This is a genomic window from Enterococcus sp. AZ156 (assembly GCF_051714165.1).
GTDB lineage: Bacteria > Bacillota > Bacilli > Lactobacillales > Enterococcaceae > Enterococcus_B > Enterococcus_B pernyi.
In genome coordinates this window covers 2,037,856-2,055,474 of record NZ_JBIORI010000001.1, presented here as the reverse complement: position 1 = coordinate 2,055,474, position 17,619 = coordinate 2,037,856, and the positions used below count along the sequence as shown (strand labels likewise).

Genomic DNA, 17,619 nt, shown 5'->3' with positions numbered 1-17,619 from the left:
AGTGACATTGAGTTGGCTAAACCTTCAATCAAACAATTGGAGGAAAAGAACATGGGAAAATACCAAGATTTAGCAAAAGAAATCGTGAAATATGTTGGCGGAAAAGAAAATATCAGTAGTTTGACGCACTGTGTGACTCGCTTGCGTTTTCGGTTAAAAGACGAAAGTAAAGCAGATGACGAGACATTGAAGAATATGGATGGTGTCGTGACCGTCATGAAAAGCGGTGGGCAATACCAAGTAGTCATTGGTAATCATGTACCAGACGTATATGCAGATGTATTAAGTGTAGCAGGGATTTCAGAAGATGCGGAATTAGCCCCTGCGAAAGGCAATATATTTAATCGTTTGATCGATATTTTAAGTGGTTGTTTCCAACCCTTCTTAGGAGCTTTAGCAGCTGCTGGGATGGTCAAAGGATTGAATGCATTATTTATCTTTTTAGGATTTTATGAGCAGACTTCCGGAACTTATATCATGTTAAATGGGATCGGTGATTCGATCTTTTATTTCATGCCAGTTATTCTAGGGTATACAGCAGCTAAAAAATTCAAATTGAATCCAATGGTCGGCATCGTCATCGGTGCAGCCCTTGTCTATCCGACCGTGCAAGGTCCCGCATTACAAAGTAGTTTTGAAGCAGCCAATCAAGGTGCTGCAGCGCCGCTTAGCCTTTTAGGATTACCTGCATATGAAAGTTTCTTGGGTATTCCCTGGGTAGGAGCTTCTTATACATCAAGTGTCATTCCTGTCATCTTTATCATTGCTTTTGCCGGACAAGTCCAAAAATTTGCGAAGAAGATCGTTCCAACAGTTGTCCAAACATTTGTTGTTCCTTTTATGGTCTTATTGATTGCTCTACCGATCGGCTTTTTGGTGATTGGCCCAATCGTTAGCTTGTTAACAGAGTGGTTGAGTGCAGGTTTCCAAGCATTGATGGATTTTTCACCAGCATTATATGGTGGGGTTCTAGGCTTCTTCTGGCAAGTATTAGTTATCTTCGGTCTACATTGGAGTATCATTCCTTTGGCGATCATGCAGTTGGCACAAAATGGCTCAAGTCAAATGCTTGTAGGTGTTTTTGGGGCAAGTTTTGCACAAACCGCCGTGGTATTAGCAATGTACTTCAAGTTTAAAGACAAGAAAATGAAAGCCTTATGTATGCCTGCCTTTATCTCAGGAATCTTTGGTGTGACAGAACCAGCCATCTATGGAATCACTCTACCTAAAAAGACCCCGTTCATTTATTCAATGATTGGTGGGGCAATCTCTGGTATCTATTTGATGATGAGTGGTACGACAAGTTATACAATGGGTGGATTGGGCATCTTCGGAGTGGTCAACTTCATTAGTGGTAGCGATGCAAGTGGCATGTACAATGCCTTTATCGGTATCGCAATTGCAGCAACGATCGGTTTTACTTTGACTTTCTTGTTCTGGAAAGATACCGAAGAAGTAGTGCCTGAGAAAAAAGAAAGTAAAATCAAAGAAATCGTCAAAACACCGATCCAAGGTGGTATTGCATCTTTAAGCGAAGCAAAAGACCAAGCATTTGCTAAAGGCGCGTTAGGACGAGGAATCTTGATCTATCCAGAAAAAGGGGAAGTCGTTGCACCATTCGATGGGACAGTGATGACGTTATTTCCTTCAAAACATGCGATCGGTTTAGTTTCTGAAAGTGGATTAGAACTGTTGATCCATGTTGGGTTAGACACTATACAATTGGAAGGGAAACATTTTGAGTCTTTTGTGAAACAAGGGGATAAAGTGAAACAAGGAGACGTCTTATTGCGATTTGATATCAATGCGATCGAAAGTGAAGGCTATAGTGTAGAAACCCCTGTCATCATTACCAATTCAGCAGATTACCTCGATATCGTCGAGAATCAATCGAAGATCGTGACGAATGGGGATGAGTTGATCACAGCGTTGACTTGATGAGTTCAAAGCCCTTTAGATCAAGGTTTTAGAAAGTTAGCTTAGTGTTAAAAAGCATTTTTCCACAGGAGAATGTTTCTAAGTACCTGATTCCAAAAAAAGTCGTAACATCCGAGGGTTTCCTCTCATATTTTGGATGTTACGGCTTATTTTCTTAGAAGTTCAGCTATTTAATTAGAGAGTAAATTTCAAGGAGCAACTTTGTTCTGAACGAATCTTTCTGATCGTTCCCGCTATAAAAGTAGACTAATCGCCATCTTCGATTGAATCGGTAAATAGTTCTTCTTTCATAATGGATGAACTGATCTGCCGTGTATCGACTTTTTGCCCAACTTCGATCAAATAATCGAGGTTCTCACGATAATGTTCAGCAAAGACACAACTATATAACACATCCAACAAATAGGAGATCGACGTATTGATCGTGAAACTACTGATTTTTGAGTACAATCGTTCACGTGTTGTCAGGCGTAATACCACATCGCTCGCTGTGGACAAACTGGACTCACCGATGCTCGTCAACGATAAAATCGGCACATTTTTTTCTTTCAAAATTTCAGCAGTCCGAAGCATCATCTGATTTTCTCCCGTATAAGAGATCAAGATCGCACAGTTTTCAGGCTGACAATTGTAGGCATCGTAATAGGACTCGCCAGATGTGGGCACGATGGTCACTTCTTGTTTGATCCGATTCATTTTCAATTTGAATGATTGAGCAATCAATGTGTTGGTATCACTCGAAAATAATACGATTTTATTCGATCGCAGCAGAAGTTGCTTTGCTTGTTGGAGATCGTCGTGCATCAACAAGGATAACGTATCTTGGATCGTCATACGTTCAAGTGCCGCAATCCGATTAGCGATCGTCATGATGCCTTCATTTTCGGAAAAAGGGAGATTGGCGTCCACTTCTTGAAAGTTTCCTTGTAGATATTCTGTTTCAGCAATGAACGCATCTCTAAAATCCACCCATCCGTGAAAACCCATTTTTTTGGCGATCCGAATCAAAGTAGAAGGATGGACATAGCAAGTTTCAGCAATTTGTTGAATCGTTCGATCGGCCAGAGTTGTTTCATTGGCTTGGAGAAAACGGATGACTTCGCTTTCTGAAGGTGAAAAGTTGATTTGTTTAAGCTTTTCCTTTAATAGCATAATTCGATCCTCTTTTTTACGTTTTTAGTTAAAAATATGTAAAATAATTGTAAACGGTATTATTTAGTGTGTCAATGAAACAAAAAAAAGAGAAGTAATTCCTTTACTCGTTTATTTTGATTGAAAAATTAGGTTTTATTTGGATTTTCTCATTATTTTTCTTTTTGTTATGCGCAATAAATTTACAAAAAAATGCAAGAATATCGATCATTTTGTAAATGGTTATTCAAATTGATCAAAAAGTATTGTGACTTTTATTTACAAAAATGATAATAGAGTTGTAAAAAAGACGAAGGAGTGAGTGTATGAATCAAGGAATCAAGATCGCGACAATTGGTGGCGGAAGTAGTTACACACCGGAACTAATGGAAGGATTCATCAAACGTTACGATGAATTGCCGATTCGTGAAATCTGGTTAGTCGATATCGAAGCTGGGCGTGAAAAACTAGCGATCGTCAGTGAAATGGCCCAACGGATGTGGGATGCTTCTCCATATGACGTGAAAATCTATGCCACCTTAGATCGCGAAGAAGCATTGAAAGATGCGGACTTTGTCACTACACAATTTCGGGTCGGTCAATTGGATGCTCGTGTAAAAGACGAACGCATTCCAGCGTACTACGGCATGTTAGGCCAAGAAACCAATGGAGCTGGGGGAATGTTCAAAGCATTTCGTACGATCCCAGTCATTTTAGCAGTAGTTGAAGACATGAAACGCCTCTGTCCTAACGCTTGGTTGATTAATTTCGCTAATCCAAGCGGTATGGTGACTGAAGCAGTCGTTCGTTATGGGAAATGGGACAAAGTGATTGGATTGTGCAATGTACCAGTAATGGCAATGATGACAGAGCCAGTCATGATCAGTGAAAAGAAAGAAGAGTTGATTTATAAATTTGCTGGGCTGAACCATTTCCATTGGCACAAAGTAGCTGATGCAAAAGGAAATGATCGTACAGAAGATTTGATTGAACAACTTTATGCGGAAGATAACGGGTTGCCAAAAAACATATTCGATGTGCCATTCTTTAGAGAACAACTCGATCAGATGAAAATGATTCCTTGTGGCTATCACCGCTATTACTATCGTGAAGAAGAAATGTTGGAGCATGCGTTGGAAGAATACCACACGATCGGAACGCGAGCACAACAAGTCAAACAAACAGAAGCGGAATTGTTTGAGCTATACAAAGATCCGCAACTCGATCATAAACCAGAACAATTACAACAACGAGGTGGTGCCTATTATTCGGATGCTGCGTGTGAAACGATTGCTTCGATCTATGGCAATAAAGAAACTCAAATCGTTGTCTCAACGAAAAACAATGGGGCAGTGCCTGATCTACCAGCAGACTGTGTCGTTGAAGTAACAGCGTATGTAGGCGCGCAAGGAGCAAGAAGTGTTGCTTTTGGTTCATTACCTACAGCAGAACGTGGCTGGTTACAAGTGATGAAAAATATGGAGTTGTTGACGATCGAAGCAGCTGTCACAGGTGATTACGGGACGGCGTTACAAGCATTTACGATCAACCCATTAGTTCGTTCTGGTAAAACAGCAAAACGTATGATGGATGAATTATTTATTGCTCATCAAGAGTATTTACCACAATTTAAAGAAGCCATCGATCGCTTAACAGCAGAAGGCATCGAAGTGCAAGATGAATTAGCAAGAGAATTGTCAGAAAAACGTGTAGTGGAAGGAGTATAACAACGATGGGATTTAGAAAAGACTTTTTATGGGGTGGCGCAACAGCTGCCAATCAATGTGAAGGTGGATACGACGAAGGAGGGCGCGGCTTAGCCAATGTAGATGTCGTGCCGATTGGTCCAGATCGTTTTCCAGTGATTACCGGTCAACAAAAAATGTTTGAGTTTGATGACGAACATTTTTATCCAGCAAAAGAAGCGATCGATATGTACCATCACTATAAAGAAGATATTGCCTTATTTGCAGAAATGGGCTTTAAAACCTACCGTCTATCGATTGCCTGGAGCCGTATTTTTCCATTAGGTGATGAGAAAGAGCCAAACGAAGAAGGGTTGAAATTCTATGAAGATGTCTTTAAAGAATGTCAAAAGTATGGGATCGAACCCTTAGTAACGATCACCCATTTTGACTGCCCGATGCATCTAGTCAAGGAATATGGGGCATGGCGTTCGCGTGAATTAGTCGGATTTTATGAAAACCTTTGTCACGTGATCTTTAACCGTTACAAAGGATTAGTAAAATATTGGTTGACCTTTAATGAAATCAACATGATTTTACATGCACCGTTCATGGGCGCTGGCTTGTATTTTGAAGAAGGCGACAATGTAGAGCAAGTCAAATATCAAGCAGCTCATCATGAGTTACTAGCGAGTGCGATTGCCACAAAAATCGCGCATGAAGTCGACCCTGAGAATAAAGTCGGCTGTATGTTAGCTGCGGGGGCTTATTATCCTTATTCATGTAAACCAGAAGATGTCTGGGCTTCACGCCAAGCAGACCGTGAAAACTACTTCTTTATCGATGTGCAGTCAAGAGGAGAATACCCAGCATATGCACTAAAAGAAATGGAACGCCAAGGCATCGAGATCAAAATGGAACCAGGAGACTTAGAGTTATTGAAACAACATACTGTTGATTTTATTTCATTCTCTTATTATTCTTCTCGTGTTTCAACAACCGATCCAAAACTATTAGAACAAACCGCAGGAAATATCTTTGAATCAACGAAAAACCCTTATTTAGAAGCAAGTGAATGGGGCTGGCAAATTGACCCATTAGGTTTACGGGTAACCTTGAATGATATTTATGATCGTTATCAAAAACCATTGTTTATTGTCGAAAATGGTTTGGGCGCGGTAGATACTCCGGATGAGAATGGCTATGTGGAAGATGACTATCGCATTTCATATCTTGCTTCACACATCCAAGCGATGAAAGATGCAGTCGAATTAGATGGTGTTGATCTTTTAGGTTATACGACTTGGGGATGTATCGATCTAGTTTCTGCTGGAACTGGTGAAATGAAGAAACGCTATGGTTTTATCTACGTTGATCGTGACAATGAAGGCAATGGTACATTGAAACGAACAAAGAAAAAATCATTTGATTGGTATAAACAAGTGATTGCCTCGAATGGTGAAAATCTAGCGAACAAATAGGATAGAATAAGAATGTCTATTGTTTTTGTCTATCGATTTCGAGTATAATATATCTATTCGAAACTCGTAGGCAGAACAATAGACTTTTTGTGTGATTGGCTGTAAAGTAGGCTTACTTGATTTTAAAACGGAGGAATCTACATATGTATGATGTAATCGTAATTGGTGCAGGACCTGCTGGCATGACCGCTGCTTTGTATGCTTCAAGATCAAACTTATCAGTAGCGATGATCGAACAAGGGGCACCTGGTGGGCAAATGAACAACACCGCAGAAGTAGAAAATTATCCTGGATTTGATTCGATCATGGGGCCAGACCTTGCGTATAAAATGTATGAAGGTGTTTCACGATTTGGAACTGAAAATGTCTACGGTATCGTCCAAGATATCAAAGATCATGGCAACTATAAAGAAGTCATCTGTGAAGACAAAAGTTACGAAGCGAAAACAGTTATCATTGCAACTGGTTGTATCCATCGTAAACTAGGAGTACCAGGCGAAGAAGAATATGCTGGACGTGGCGTTTCTTATTGCGCGGTTTGTGACGGTGCATTTTTCCGTGATAAACGCTTAGTCGTGATCGGTGGTGGCGATTCTGCAGTAGAAGAAGCTGTGTATTTGACACAATTTGCTTCAGAAGTCGTTATCGTTCATCGTCGTGATGAACTAAGAGCGCAAAAAATCATCCAAGATCGCGCATTTGCGAACGAAAAAATCTCATTTGTTTGGGATACGATCACTGATGAGATCATCGGAAATGATATGGTCGTTACTGGTGTCAAAGGGCACAACGCAAAAACAGGGGAAGAAATCGAATTAGCAGCTGACGGTGTGTTCATCTACGTTGGACTAGATCCATTAACTGAACCTTTCCGCAAAGCAGGACTCACGAATGCTGCTGGCTGGATTCCAACAGATCAAGATATGCGTACGAATATGCCTGGTGTGTTTGCTATTGGCGATGTGCGAGAAAAAGATCTACGCCAAATCACCACAGCAGTAGGCGATGGCGGGATTGCTGGACAACAAGTGTATAAATACTTGGAAGCATTAGAAAAAACGCCAAACGCTCAAGGATAACTAATGATTTAAAAAACGAAAGGTGTCTGGGACATTAGTCCTCTTGTGCCACCTAAAACCGAATAAACGGCGGGAACAGAAGTAACCTCTTCGGAAATAAGGCGCCATCCACAAAAATTTGAAGAACAATTTTCGTGGATGGCGCCTTATTTCTCGAGGCTGAACACTTCTTTCCCGACCTCTTTTTCTTATGCTTTGCTATCTAAATAGAGAATGCTATACTTAGAAAGGAATATATTTTTAGAAAGAGGTGTCAGCTTCATGTCTTGGAAACAAGTTTACGAGCAATGGGCAACTGAAGAATCATTAGAAGAAAATTTAAAAAAACAATTAAAAGAATTAAGTGAAAATCCTGAAAAATTAGAAGATGCGTTCTACGCACCTTTGGAATTTGGTACAGCAGGAATGCGCGGGATCTTAGGACCTGGAATCAATCGAATGAACATCTATACTGTACGTCAAGCAACAGAAGGGCTTGCACAATTTATGGATGAACAAGGAGCAGAAACAAAAAAACGTGGGGTAGCGATTGCTTATGATTCACGTCATCAATCGCCAGAATTTGCGATGGAAGCGGCAAAAACTTTAGCGCAACATGGTATTCCATCTTTTGTATTTGAAAGCTTACGACCAACCCCAGAGCTTTCATTTGCGGTTCGTCATCTTAACGCATTCGCTGGGATCATGGTTACAGCTTCTCATAATCCAGCGGCATATAATGGCTATAAAGTCTATGGCGAAGATGGTGGACAAATGCCGCCTGCTGATGCAGACGCATTGACAAAATATGTACGAAACATCAGCAATCCATTAAAAGTAGAAGTTTTAGCAGAAGAACAAGCAAAAAATAGTGATTTGATCACGATCATCGGCGAAGAAATCGACCAAGCGTACTTGGAAGAAATCAAAGCAGTGACGATCAATCATGAATTAGTAGAAACATTAGGGAAAGAATTGAAGCTAGTCTTCACGCCGTTACACGGAACAGGCAAAATGTTAGGTGAGCGTGCGTTGACTCAAGCGGGATTTGAACAATTTGTCTTGGTTCCTGAGCAAGCAGTCGCTGACCCAGACTTCACCACAGTCAAATCACCAAATCCAGAAGAACACTCTGCTTTTGAATACGCAATCCGTTTAGGCGAAAAAGAAGGCGCAGATCTATTGATTGCTACTGATCCAGATGCCGATCGTCTAGGTGCAGCTGTACGCTTGCCAGACGGTTCATACAAAGTATTGACTGGAAATCAAATCGGCGCTTTGCTTGTCCAATATATCCTAGAAGCTCACAAAGAAAAAGGAACACTGCCAGAAAATGCGGCGGTCTTGAAATCAATCGTTTCAAGTGAACTACCGACAGCAATCGCTAGACATTATGGTGTAGAAATGATGAACGTTTTGACTGGCTTCAAATTTATTGCTGAAAAAATCCAACAATTTGAAGAAACCAAGGCGCATACATTCATGTTTGGTTTTGAAGAAAGCTACGGTTATTTAGTCAAACCATTCGTTCGCGATAAAGACGCGATTCAAGCACTATTATTATTAGCAGAAGTTGCTGCATTTTATAAAAAACAAGGTAAGACCCTTTATGATGGGTTACAATCGATTTTTGAAACGTATGGCTATTATGCAGAAAAAACAATTTCAGTCACAATGAGTGGGCAAGAAGGTTCAGCGAAAATTGCAGCACTGATGGAGAAATTCAGAAAAGATGCACCAACTGAATTTGCCGGAGAAAAAGTTTTACAAACAGAAGATTTCAAGGCACTGACAAAAACAGATGACCAAGGAAATGTAGAAAAACTAACGACTCCACCTTCAGATGTATTGAAATATACACTAGAAGAAGACGGTTGGATCGCGATCCGTCCTTCTGGAACGGAACCAAAAATCAAATTTTATATTGGTGTCAAAGGTGATTCAAACCAAGCAGCACAAGAAAAAATTGCTGCACTTGAAGCTAGCATCAAATCAATGACAGAAGAATAAACAGTTGAGACTGACGAAAAAAGTGGTACACTTTAGTAGTCAGTCTTTTTTTGGAGGTGAATCGTTTGTCGGGGAATCAAAACATTAAAGTAGAAAAAGTGAGTCAATTATTCAAGGTATTAAGTGATCCGACACGTTTGAATATTTTACTTTATTTAAAAGATGGTGAAAAAAATGTGACGTCGATCAGTCAATCTGTTCAAATGGAACAATCGGCTGTGTCTCATCAATTACGGTTGTTACGTGAAAACCACGTGGTGAAATCACGACGTGAAGGAAAAACGATCCTTTACAGTTTAGATGACTTTCATGTATTAGATATTTTAGAACAAACGATCAAACATGTAGAGCATCAAAAAAGCTAACTAAAGTCATTAAAAAAGGATTTGAAAGTGTCTGGGACATTGGTCCTCTTGTACCACCTAAAACCGAATAAACGGCGGGAACAGAAGTAACCACTTCGGAAATAAGACGCCATCCACAAAAATTTGAAGAACAATTTTCGTGGATGGCGCCTTATTTCTCGAGGTTGAACACTTCTGTCCCGACCTCGATCAACTCCTATTTTTATCATTTAAAAAGATAATAAAAAGCTATTTCTCTTCCGAAGTTTCTGTGCCGTAATAGCTATGGTCTTCCAGCTCTAACTCATTCAATATCAATGATGCTGTTTCTTCAATGGAAAGAGAAGCAACATTGATGACGACACACCCTAATTTTTCATAAAGTTCATTGGCAAATTCCAATTCTGCACGAATTTTTTCGATATCGGAGTACGCAGTATCTGGATTCAGGCCATATGAACGCATGCGTTCTTTACGAATGTTATTTAAAATATCAGGGTTATTTGTTAATCCAACAATCTTCTTCGGATCGATTTCCCACAACTGTTTAGGGATATGTGCTTGAGGTATCAGTGGGAGATTCGCTACTTTTAAATTTTTATTGGCTAAAAACAAACTTAATGGTGTTTTAGAAGTTCTGGAAACACCAAGTAAGACGACATCGGCTTCCAAAAAACCTCGAGGATCTTTTCCGTCGTCATATTTCACCGCAAACTCCATCGCTTTGATTCGTTTGAAATAATTTTCATTCAATAAGTGAAGTGCCCCTGGTTGACGTGTCGGTTTGATGCCAGTCAAGCGCTCGATTTCTGCAATTGGCGGGGTCAATACATCAAAGCTGTATAATTTGTTTTTTTGACAAAATTCATTTGTTAAATCCACCAATTCTTGGTTGATCAATGTATGGAGAACTAATGCTTGTTCTGACAATGCATCATTTAGTGCGCGTTGCAACGTCTCTGGATCAGTCACAAAAGTTCGTCGAAATAAACTAAATTCGATGGATGGATATTGCGCCATTGTGGCTTGGGCTAATTTTGTTGCTGTTTCACCTGCAGAGTCTGAAATGACAAAAAAGGTGACGACTTCATTTGATTCGGCAGTCATAAATAAAAAACCTCGCTTGCTTTTTTTTTAGGTTTATTATACCATACTCGAGTGTACATACTTCGTAATCATTTTGATTTGGGGGATAATGATGAATAAACAAACATTGATCGAACAATCTTTAGAAACATTGAAAAATAACGGGTTCAAATACACGAAAAAGCGAGAAGCATTACTCGCATATTTAATCAAACGAAATCGTTACGTCTCTGCAAAAGAAGTCTTTGACTATATGAGTCAGGAATTTAAAGGAGTCAGCTATGATACGATCTATCGTAATTTACATGACTTTTCAGAGTTAGATCTTTTGGAAGAAACGGATCTAAATGGAGAAATGAAATTCCGTTTTCATTGTTGTCAAGGCGAGATTGGGCATCATCACCACTTCATATGTACCGTTTGTGGGACGACAAAAGAAATCCATATGTGTCCAATGAATTATTTTGAAGAACAACTCAGTGGGTGTACCATTGAAGGGCATCGCTTTGAGATATTTGGTCGCTGTGAGAGCTGTCAATAATAATTTTCAATAAAATAACAGGTGATTATTTAAAAAAATCATAAGATTCTCTTGACGGTCAAAACTGCTTTAGCTATAATGTTTATAGAACAGTCTTGTTTCTTGAGATTAACATTTCAATAACAATTACGGTTACTTTTTAAGCTCGGAGGGAGGGAATTAATATGTCAAAAACAGTCGTTCGCAAAAACGAATCACTTGACGATGCTCTTCGTCGCTTCAAACGTTCCGTGTCAAAAGCGGGTACTTTACAAGAATCTCGTAAACGTGAATTCTACGAAAAACCAAGTGTAAAGCGTAAGAAAAAATCTGAAGCAGCTAGAAAACGCAAAAAATTCTAGTTCTTTGATGAATTGGAGTTGGTAGTGTGTCACTACTAAGTAGATTGAACGATGACATGAAGACAGCGATGAAAGCTAAAGATAAAGAATCTTTACAGGTGATTCGTATGATCAAGTCATCTATACAAAACGAGCAAATTAAAGAAGGTCACGACTTGACAGAAGAAGAAGAACTAACAGTGTTGTCTCGCGAAATGAAACAACGCCGTGATTCTTTGCATGAATTCGAGGAAGCTGGACGTGACGATTTAGCTGAAAAAGTGAAAAGTGAAATTGTGATAGTCGAAAAGTATATGCCAGAGCAACTTTCTGAAAAAGAAATTCGACAACTTGTTCAAGATGCGATCACGCAAACAGGTGCTTCATCTGCAAAAGAATTTGGTAAAGTCATGGGAGTTATCATGCCTAAAGTCAAAGGAAAAGCTGATGGAAATCAAGTAAATGCTATCGTAAAAGAACTATTGCAGTCTTAATCTTAGCAAACGAAACTACGGACGCGAAAGTGTCCGTAGTTTTTTTGTGTTCATTAAAAGAATAGTTTTTTGATCAATATTTTTTTGTTTAAAAACGTTTGTTGTTACTTGACAAAAGATTCATAGATTAAAATAAATCGGACAACTGATGATCAAAGTCAGGTATCTCTGCTAGTTACTAAATGATTAGGTTGTTTTAGTTGAAGAACGTTTTGTCTCAGTAATCCAAATTAAAACTTTTTTCTCAAGTCGTCTAATTTTATTCGCTATATAGTTTTTCATGATTATGGTAGAATAGGTAAGAACGATTTGAAATAAAGGAGATGTCTATTTTTGACAGAAGCGTCTAGTTCTTTGGATATTAGATTAACAGCAACTGATGATATCAGTATGCTTTTAGGGTCACATGATAAACATATCAAACTGATCGAAGAAACAACTGAAACGACGATCCACACAAGAGGTGAAGTGATCCAGATCATCGGGGAAGAAACCGATATTTCTTTGGCTGCTTCCGTCATCCGAACGTTACAAGAATTGATCAAACGAGGGATCCATATCAGTATGCCTGATGTGGTCACTGCCTTGAAAATGGCTCAAAAAGGGACATTGGACTATTTTGTTGAGATGTATGAACAAGAGATCGTCAAAGATCGCAATGGCAAACCGATCCGTGTCAAAAACAGCGGACAAAAAAAATACGTCGATTCTGTCGCCAAACATGATGTGGTCTTTGGCGTAGGACCAGCTGGTACTGGGAAAACATTTTTGGCTGTCGTATTAGCGATTGCTGCCTTAAAAAAAGGCGAAGTCCAAAAAATCATCTTGACTCGTCCAGCCGTCGAAGCAGGTGAAAATCTTGGATTCTTACCTGGAGATCTGAAGGAAAAAGTCGATCCATATTTACGACCAGTTTATGATGCACTGTACCAGATTTTTGGGTTGGATCATACCAATCGTTTGATGGAGCGAGGAATCATCGAGATTGCACCACTTGCATATATGCGTGGTAGAACGTTAGATGATGCCTTTGTGATTTTGGATGAGGCGCAAAACACAACAGTCGCCCAAATGAAAATGTTTTTGACTCGGCTTGGCTATCAGTCAAAAATGATCGTCAATGGGGACACGAGCCAAATCGATTTACCAAAAGGGACAATGAGTGGATTGATCCATGCAGAACGAACACTCAAACAAATCAAAAAAATCGATTTTGTGAATTTTGAAGCTAGTGATGTCGTTCGTCACCCTGTCGTGGCAGAAATCATCAAAGCTTATGAAAAAGCGGATCTTCATCAAGAATAGCTTTTTTAGGAGGATTACCACATGTTGAACAAAATATTGCAGCAGCTTCAAGCGAAATTAGGGAAAGCTGCAGCACCTTTTCTCTTATTGCTTTTCTTTCTATTGATGTGTGGGATCACGTTTAGCAGTGTGAAGCAAAAGCCCAATGATTTTAGAGAGGGACAAGTAGCGGAAGAAAGTATCCGTGCCAATAAAACGATTGAGAACACGGAAGAAACCGAACAAAAAAGGAAATTAGCAGCTGAAGCAGTGACACCTGAGTACACCTACCAAAGTGACCTAGCTTCGGAACAAGATCGTCGGATCAATCAACTGTTTGTTTTGATCGATCGTGCGAATGACACGATCGACAAACAATACGAAGAAAAAGTCAGTAAGGCAAAAGAAGATGAAAATGTTCCAAAGCCAACAGTAGAAGAACGGATAGCCGCATTGAAACGAATATTCGAAAGTTCAAATGCGGATGATGTCGCGTTCTACCAAAAATTACCAAATAGTTTTTACTCAACGATCATGAATATGTCAGAAAGCGAGATTACGACGGTTCGTGATGAAAGCTTGAAATTGATCGACGAACAAATGAGTAAGCAAGTTCGAGAAAGTGATTTAGATAATTTCAAACAAGAAGCAAATGATAAGATCCAGTATTTGAATGTTTCGGCAGAACAACAAGAAATGATCCGCTATTTAGTCGATCAGGGCATTGTTGTGAATGATGTGCTAAATGAAAAACGAACAGAAGAGTTGAAGCAAGAGGCACGTGACTCCATCCAACCCGTCATGATTTTCCAAGGGGAGATCATTGTTCGTGAAGGGAATCAAATCGATGCAGCTGCTATGAAAAAATTAGAGTTGTTAGGTTTGACGAGTCAATCTACTTCGATTTTTCCTCTTGTCGCTATGATTCTAGCGGTATTATTGCAAATTGGTGTGTTATTCTACAATTCACTACAGTATAAAGATCTATTCAAACGAACAGAGTATATTCTTTTCTACGTAACAGCGATGTCCATCAGTATTTTATTGATGAAATTTTTCCAAGTCTTTCAAACAGAGCAAGCGACGTATATTCCGTTACTTTACCCAGCAGCGTTTGTACCGCTTGTCTTAAACTTTTTCTTGAATCGAAGAGCGGGTATCATGGCTGCGTTATTCCAAGCAGTTTCAGCGCTATTCATTTTTTACAATTCGATCGGTACGAATTTCTTGACTGTGATTTTGGTCTCGTACCTATTTGCCGGCTTTTTAGCAGCCATTTTAAAACGGCAACGTATTTCAGAACAATGGTTCCCAGCAATCATGTGGGTCGTTGTCTTTCCGTTATTGATGGATGTCGTTTTAGTGGTTTATCAAGGCATGAGCTTTAGTGATGGCACCACTTGGTTAACACTTGTATGTGGCTTCATGGGCGCATTTCTGTCGTATTTACTGACGATTGGTCTGCACCCTTATATTGAGCTATTAGTGAATGACGACAGTGTGATCGTTCTAAATGAATTGAGTAACCCGAACCATCCATTATTGAAGCAATTGCTAGAAGAAGCACCGGGAACGTATCATCATAGTATGATGGTTGCGAATCTGAGTGCGAATGCAGTTGCTGAAATCGGTGGGCGTTCATTGTTGACACGTGTGGCTTGTTATTACCATGACATCGGCAAAATCAAACATGCCAGCTTTTTCGTGGAGAACTTACCTTCTGGTGCGGAAAATCCCCATAACTTTTTACTTCCTGAAGATAGTAAACAAATTATTTTTGGGCATGTGACGGACGGTGCGAAGATTTTAGAAGAGTACGATATGCCACAAATGGTGATCGATATCTGCAAGCAACATCATGGGACGACTTTGATGCGTTATTTCTATATCAAAGCAAAAGAACGTAATCCCGAAGTAACAGAGGAACAATTCCGTTACCCTGGCCCTAGACCGCAAACACGGGAAGCTGGGATCGTCAATATTGCGGATAGTTGCGAAGCCGCTGTGCGAGCGATGGATCATCCAACCAGTGAAAAAATCGAAGCTTTTGTGCATAATTTGATTGAAGAACGGATTTCTGATGGTCAGCTTGATGATAGTGGATTGACACTCAAAGAAATCCGCAAAGTTGAAAAATCTCTTGTTAGTGGATTGAGCAGTACCTTCCACTCAAGGATTAAATACCCTAAAATGAAGTCTGAAGCAGAAAAAATGAAACAAGAAAAAGAATAGCAAGAAGGAAGCGATGACTAATGGATATTACATTTATCGATGAAACAAACACTGTATCTGAAACGAAAATCAAAGAAATTGAAGAATTGCTTCAATTTGCGGCAAAAAAACTTTCTTTATCAGATGAGACGGAAATGTCGGTGACCTTCATGGATAATCCGTCTATCCAAGAAATCAATCGTACGTACCGTGGCAAAGACGCACCAACAGATGTGATCAGTTTTGCGTTAGAAGATGAAGGTGAAGACGAGATCCCAGTGATTTTTGAAGAGGACGATGAGCCAATGCCTCGTGTATTGGGAGATATCATGATCTCAATCGATCGGGCAAAAGAACAAGCTGAAGAATATGGTCACTCCTATGATCGCGAACTAGGCTTCTTAGCCGTCCATGGATTTTTACACATCAACGGCTACGACCATATGACACCTGAAGATGAAGCGGAAATGTTTGGCTTACAGAAAGAGATTTTAGATGCTTATGGACTTAAAAGATAAAAGAGAAGAACAAAAAGTAGATAAAAACAAACATTTTTTGATGTCAGTGGAGTTTGCTTTACAAGGAGTCAAAACCGTTTTTGATGAAGAAAGAAATATGAAGAAACATGTGGCTCTTGGGATCATTGCTCTGATCATGGGGTTCATCTTTCAATTGGATCGAATGGAGTGGCTATGGTTGCTCCTTTCAGTCTTTCTCGTATGGATCGTCGAAATCATGAACACTGTGTTTGAGAATGTAGTGGATATGTTCACAGACTTCCATTTTCATCCCATTGGGAAAAAAATCAAAGATATGGCAGCTGGGGCAGTGTTATTGACTGCTTGCTTCGCTGTAATCGTGGGGATCATCTTATTTGGTCCAAAAATCTATCAACTGTTTTTTAATTAAAAGGAGAGTAATTATGTCAGAACATAAATCTGGATTTGTAGCAATCGTCGGACGACCAAATGTTGGTAAATCGACGTTGCTCAATCGGATCGTTGGTCAAAAAATCGCGATCATGAGTGATAAAGCGCAAACGACAAGAAATAAGATCCAAGGAGTGTATACGACTCCTGAAGCACAATTGATCTTTATTGATACACCAGGAATCCATAAACCCAAACATCGCTTAGGCGATTTTATGGTAGAAACAGCTTATAGTGCTTTACGTGAAGTTGATGCGGTATTGTTCATGATCAGCGCCGATCAAAAAAGAGGAAAAGGCGACGATTTCATCATCGAACGCTTGAAAAATGTCCAATCACCGGTACATTTAGTGATCAATAAGATCGACAAAGTCCATCCAGATGAGTTATTAGGGATCATTGAAGATTATTCCTCACAAATGGAGTTTGCCCAAGTTGTTCCGATCTCTGCGACAGAAGGAAACAATGTCGAACGTTTGATGGAGGTCTTAGTGGACGAAATGCCTGAAGGCCCGCAATATTTCCCAGACGATCAAGTCACTGACCATCCGGAGTATTTTATCGTTTCTGAATTGATTCGGGAAAAAGTCTTGTTTTTGACACGAGATGAAGTACCCCATTCAGTCGCAGTAGTCATCGATACGATGAAACGTAATGAGAATAATAAAATCCATATCCAAGCTACGATCATTGTCGAGCGGGATAGTCAAAAAGGAATCATAATCGGTAAAGGCGGTAAGATGCTGAAAGACATCGGAACAAAAGCACGAAGAGATATTGAGAATCTGCTAGGGGACAAAGTCTTTCTAGAACTTTGGGTAAAAGTCCAAAAAGATTGGCGAGACAAACGAGTCTATTTACAAGACTTTGGATATCGTCAAGACGAGTATTAAACAAGGTTGTGAGAAAGCCGGTCAGCTCCGAATAGTAAGGCGAAACGTGGGAAAATAGCTTTCCATATTTTTTCACGTTTCGCCTTACTATTGAAGAGTTGCTCTTGAGCACCGGTTATCCAGTTACAGAAGTTAGAGGACAACTAAGTCATGGAAGCAATTAAGAGTCTGGAATAAAAGTAATAGTTACTTTTGTCTCGACTTCACGGATGAT

General features: G+C 39.6%; 16 protein-coding genes. 14 read left to right on the top strand and 2 right to left on the bottom strand.

Annotation, left to right across the window (positions count from 1 at the left end; genetic code table 11):
• Positions 1-51 precede the first annotated feature (51 nt).
• A complete protein-coding gene (locus IGJ95_RS09725; protein ID WP_153830238.1) occupies positions 52-1,938 on the top strand; it encodes a beta-glucoside-specific PTS transporter subunit IIABC in 1,887 nt (628 codons plus the stop codon).
• Between the two features lie 246 nt (positions 1,939-2,184).
• On the opposite strand, the gene IGJ95_RS09720 is transcribed toward IGJ95_RS09725, so the two are convergent.
• On the bottom strand, positions 2,185-3,090 hold the full coding sequence (locus IGJ95_RS09720; RefSeq protein WP_023520007.1) for a MurR/RpiR family transcriptional regulator: 906 nt from the start codon (positions 3,088-3,090) through the stop codon (positions 2,185-2,187).
• A 305-nt stretch (positions 3,091-3,395) separates the two neighbouring features.
• Here IGJ95_RS09720 and IGJ95_RS09715 point away from each other — a divergent pair, with 305 nt between their 5' ends.
• The 5 genes from IGJ95_RS09715 to IGJ95_RS09695 all read left to right on the top strand — a co-directional run bounded on the left by IGJ95_RS09715 (position 3,396) and on the right by IGJ95_RS09695 (position 9,668).
• On the top strand, positions 3,396-4,796 hold the full coding sequence (locus IGJ95_RS09715) for a 6-phospho-beta-glucosidase (RefSeq protein ID WP_019724139.1): 1,401 nt from the start codon (positions 3,396-3,398) through the stop codon (positions 4,794-4,796).
• 5 nt (positions 4,797-4,801) lie between these two features.
• A complete protein-coding gene (locus IGJ95_RS09710) occupies positions 4,802-6,235 on the top strand; it encodes a 6-phospho-beta-glucosidase (protein WP_019724140.1) in 1,434 nt (477 codons plus the stop codon).
• A gap of 143 nt (positions 6,236-6,378) precedes the next feature.
• Positions 6,379-7,314 (top strand): thioredoxin-disulfide reductase, encoded by a 936-nt coding sequence (gene trxB / locus IGJ95_RS09705; protein WP_153830237.1) that lies wholly within the window; start codon positions 6,379-6,381, stop codon positions 7,312-7,314.
• A 261-nt stretch (positions 7,315-7,575) separates the two neighbouring features.
• On the top strand, positions 7,576-9,303 hold the full coding sequence (locus IGJ95_RS09700) for a phospho-sugar mutase (protein ID WP_010734953.1): 1,728 nt from the start codon (positions 7,576-7,578) through the stop codon (positions 9,301-9,303).
• 65 nt (positions 9,304-9,368) lie between these two features.
• Complete coding sequence (locus IGJ95_RS09695; RefSeq protein WP_010734954.1) at positions 9,369-9,668, top strand: ArsR/SmtB family transcription factor; 300 nt, start codon at positions 9,369-9,371, stop codon at positions 9,666-9,668.
• A 228-nt stretch (positions 9,669-9,896) separates the two neighbouring features.
• Here IGJ95_RS09695 and IGJ95_RS09690 read toward each other — a convergent pair whose 3' ends face one another.
• A complete protein-coding gene (locus tag IGJ95_RS09690) occupies positions 9,897-10,754 on the bottom strand; it encodes a pyruvate, water dikinase regulatory protein (RefSeq protein WP_010734955.1) in 858 nt (285 codons plus the stop codon).
• A 91-nt stretch (positions 10,755-10,845) separates the two neighbouring features.
• Between IGJ95_RS09690 and IGJ95_RS09685 the strand changes: the two genes are divergently transcribed.
• The 8 genes from IGJ95_RS09685 (at position 10,846) to era (ending at position 17,405) form a co-directional block, all read left to right on the top strand.
• On the top strand, positions 10,846-11,274 hold the full coding sequence (locus IGJ95_RS09685; protein ID WP_010734956.1) for a Fur family transcriptional regulator: 429 nt from the start codon (positions 10,846-10,848) through the stop codon (positions 11,272-11,274).
• A 164-nt stretch (positions 11,275-11,438) separates the two neighbouring features.
• Positions 11,439-11,615 carry a 30S ribosomal protein S21 gene (rpsU, locus tag IGJ95_RS09680; protein ID WP_002356740.1) on the top strand — a complete coding sequence of 59 codons (177 nt, stop codon included), beginning with the start codon at positions 11,439-11,441 and terminating at the stop codon, positions 11,613-11,615.
• A gap of 26 nt (positions 11,616-11,641) precedes the next feature.
• A complete protein-coding gene (locus tag IGJ95_RS09675; RefSeq protein WP_062804925.1) occupies positions 11,642-12,088 on the top strand; it encodes a GatB/YqeY domain-containing protein in 447 nt (148 codons plus the stop codon).
• Between the two features lie 333 nt (positions 12,089-12,421).
• Complete coding sequence (locus tag IGJ95_RS09670; RefSeq protein WP_010734958.1) at positions 12,422-13,393, top strand: PhoH family protein; 972 nt, start codon at positions 12,422-12,424, stop codon at positions 13,391-13,393.
• Between the two features lie 21 nt (positions 13,394-13,414).
• Positions 13,415-15,604 carry an HD family phosphohydrolase gene (locus tag IGJ95_RS09665; RefSeq protein ID WP_010734959.1) on the top strand — a complete coding sequence of 730 codons (2,190 nt, stop codon included), beginning with the start codon at positions 13,415-13,417 and terminating at the stop codon, positions 15,602-15,604.
• Between the two features lie 20 nt (positions 15,605-15,624).
• Positions 15,625-16,101 carry an rRNA maturation RNase YbeY gene (ybeY, locus tag IGJ95_RS09660; RefSeq protein ID WP_010734960.1) on the top strand — a complete coding sequence of 159 codons (477 nt, stop codon included), beginning with the start codon at positions 15,625-15,627 and terminating at the stop codon, positions 16,099-16,101.
• Positions 16,085-16,492, top strand: coding sequence for a diacylglycerol kinase family protein (locus IGJ95_RS09655; protein WP_029594236.1), 408 nt, complete (start codon positions 16,085-16,087; stop codon positions 16,490-16,492). Before ybeY ends, IGJ95_RS09655 begins: the two co-directional genes overlap by 17 nt.
• A gap of 13 nt (positions 16,493-16,505) precedes the next feature.
• Entirely contained in the window at positions 16,506-17,405 is a 900-nt protein-coding gene (era, locus tag IGJ95_RS09650; RefSeq protein ID WP_153830236.1) for a GTPase Era, read from the top strand.
• The last annotated feature ends 214 nt before the right edge of the window (positions 17,406-17,619 follow it).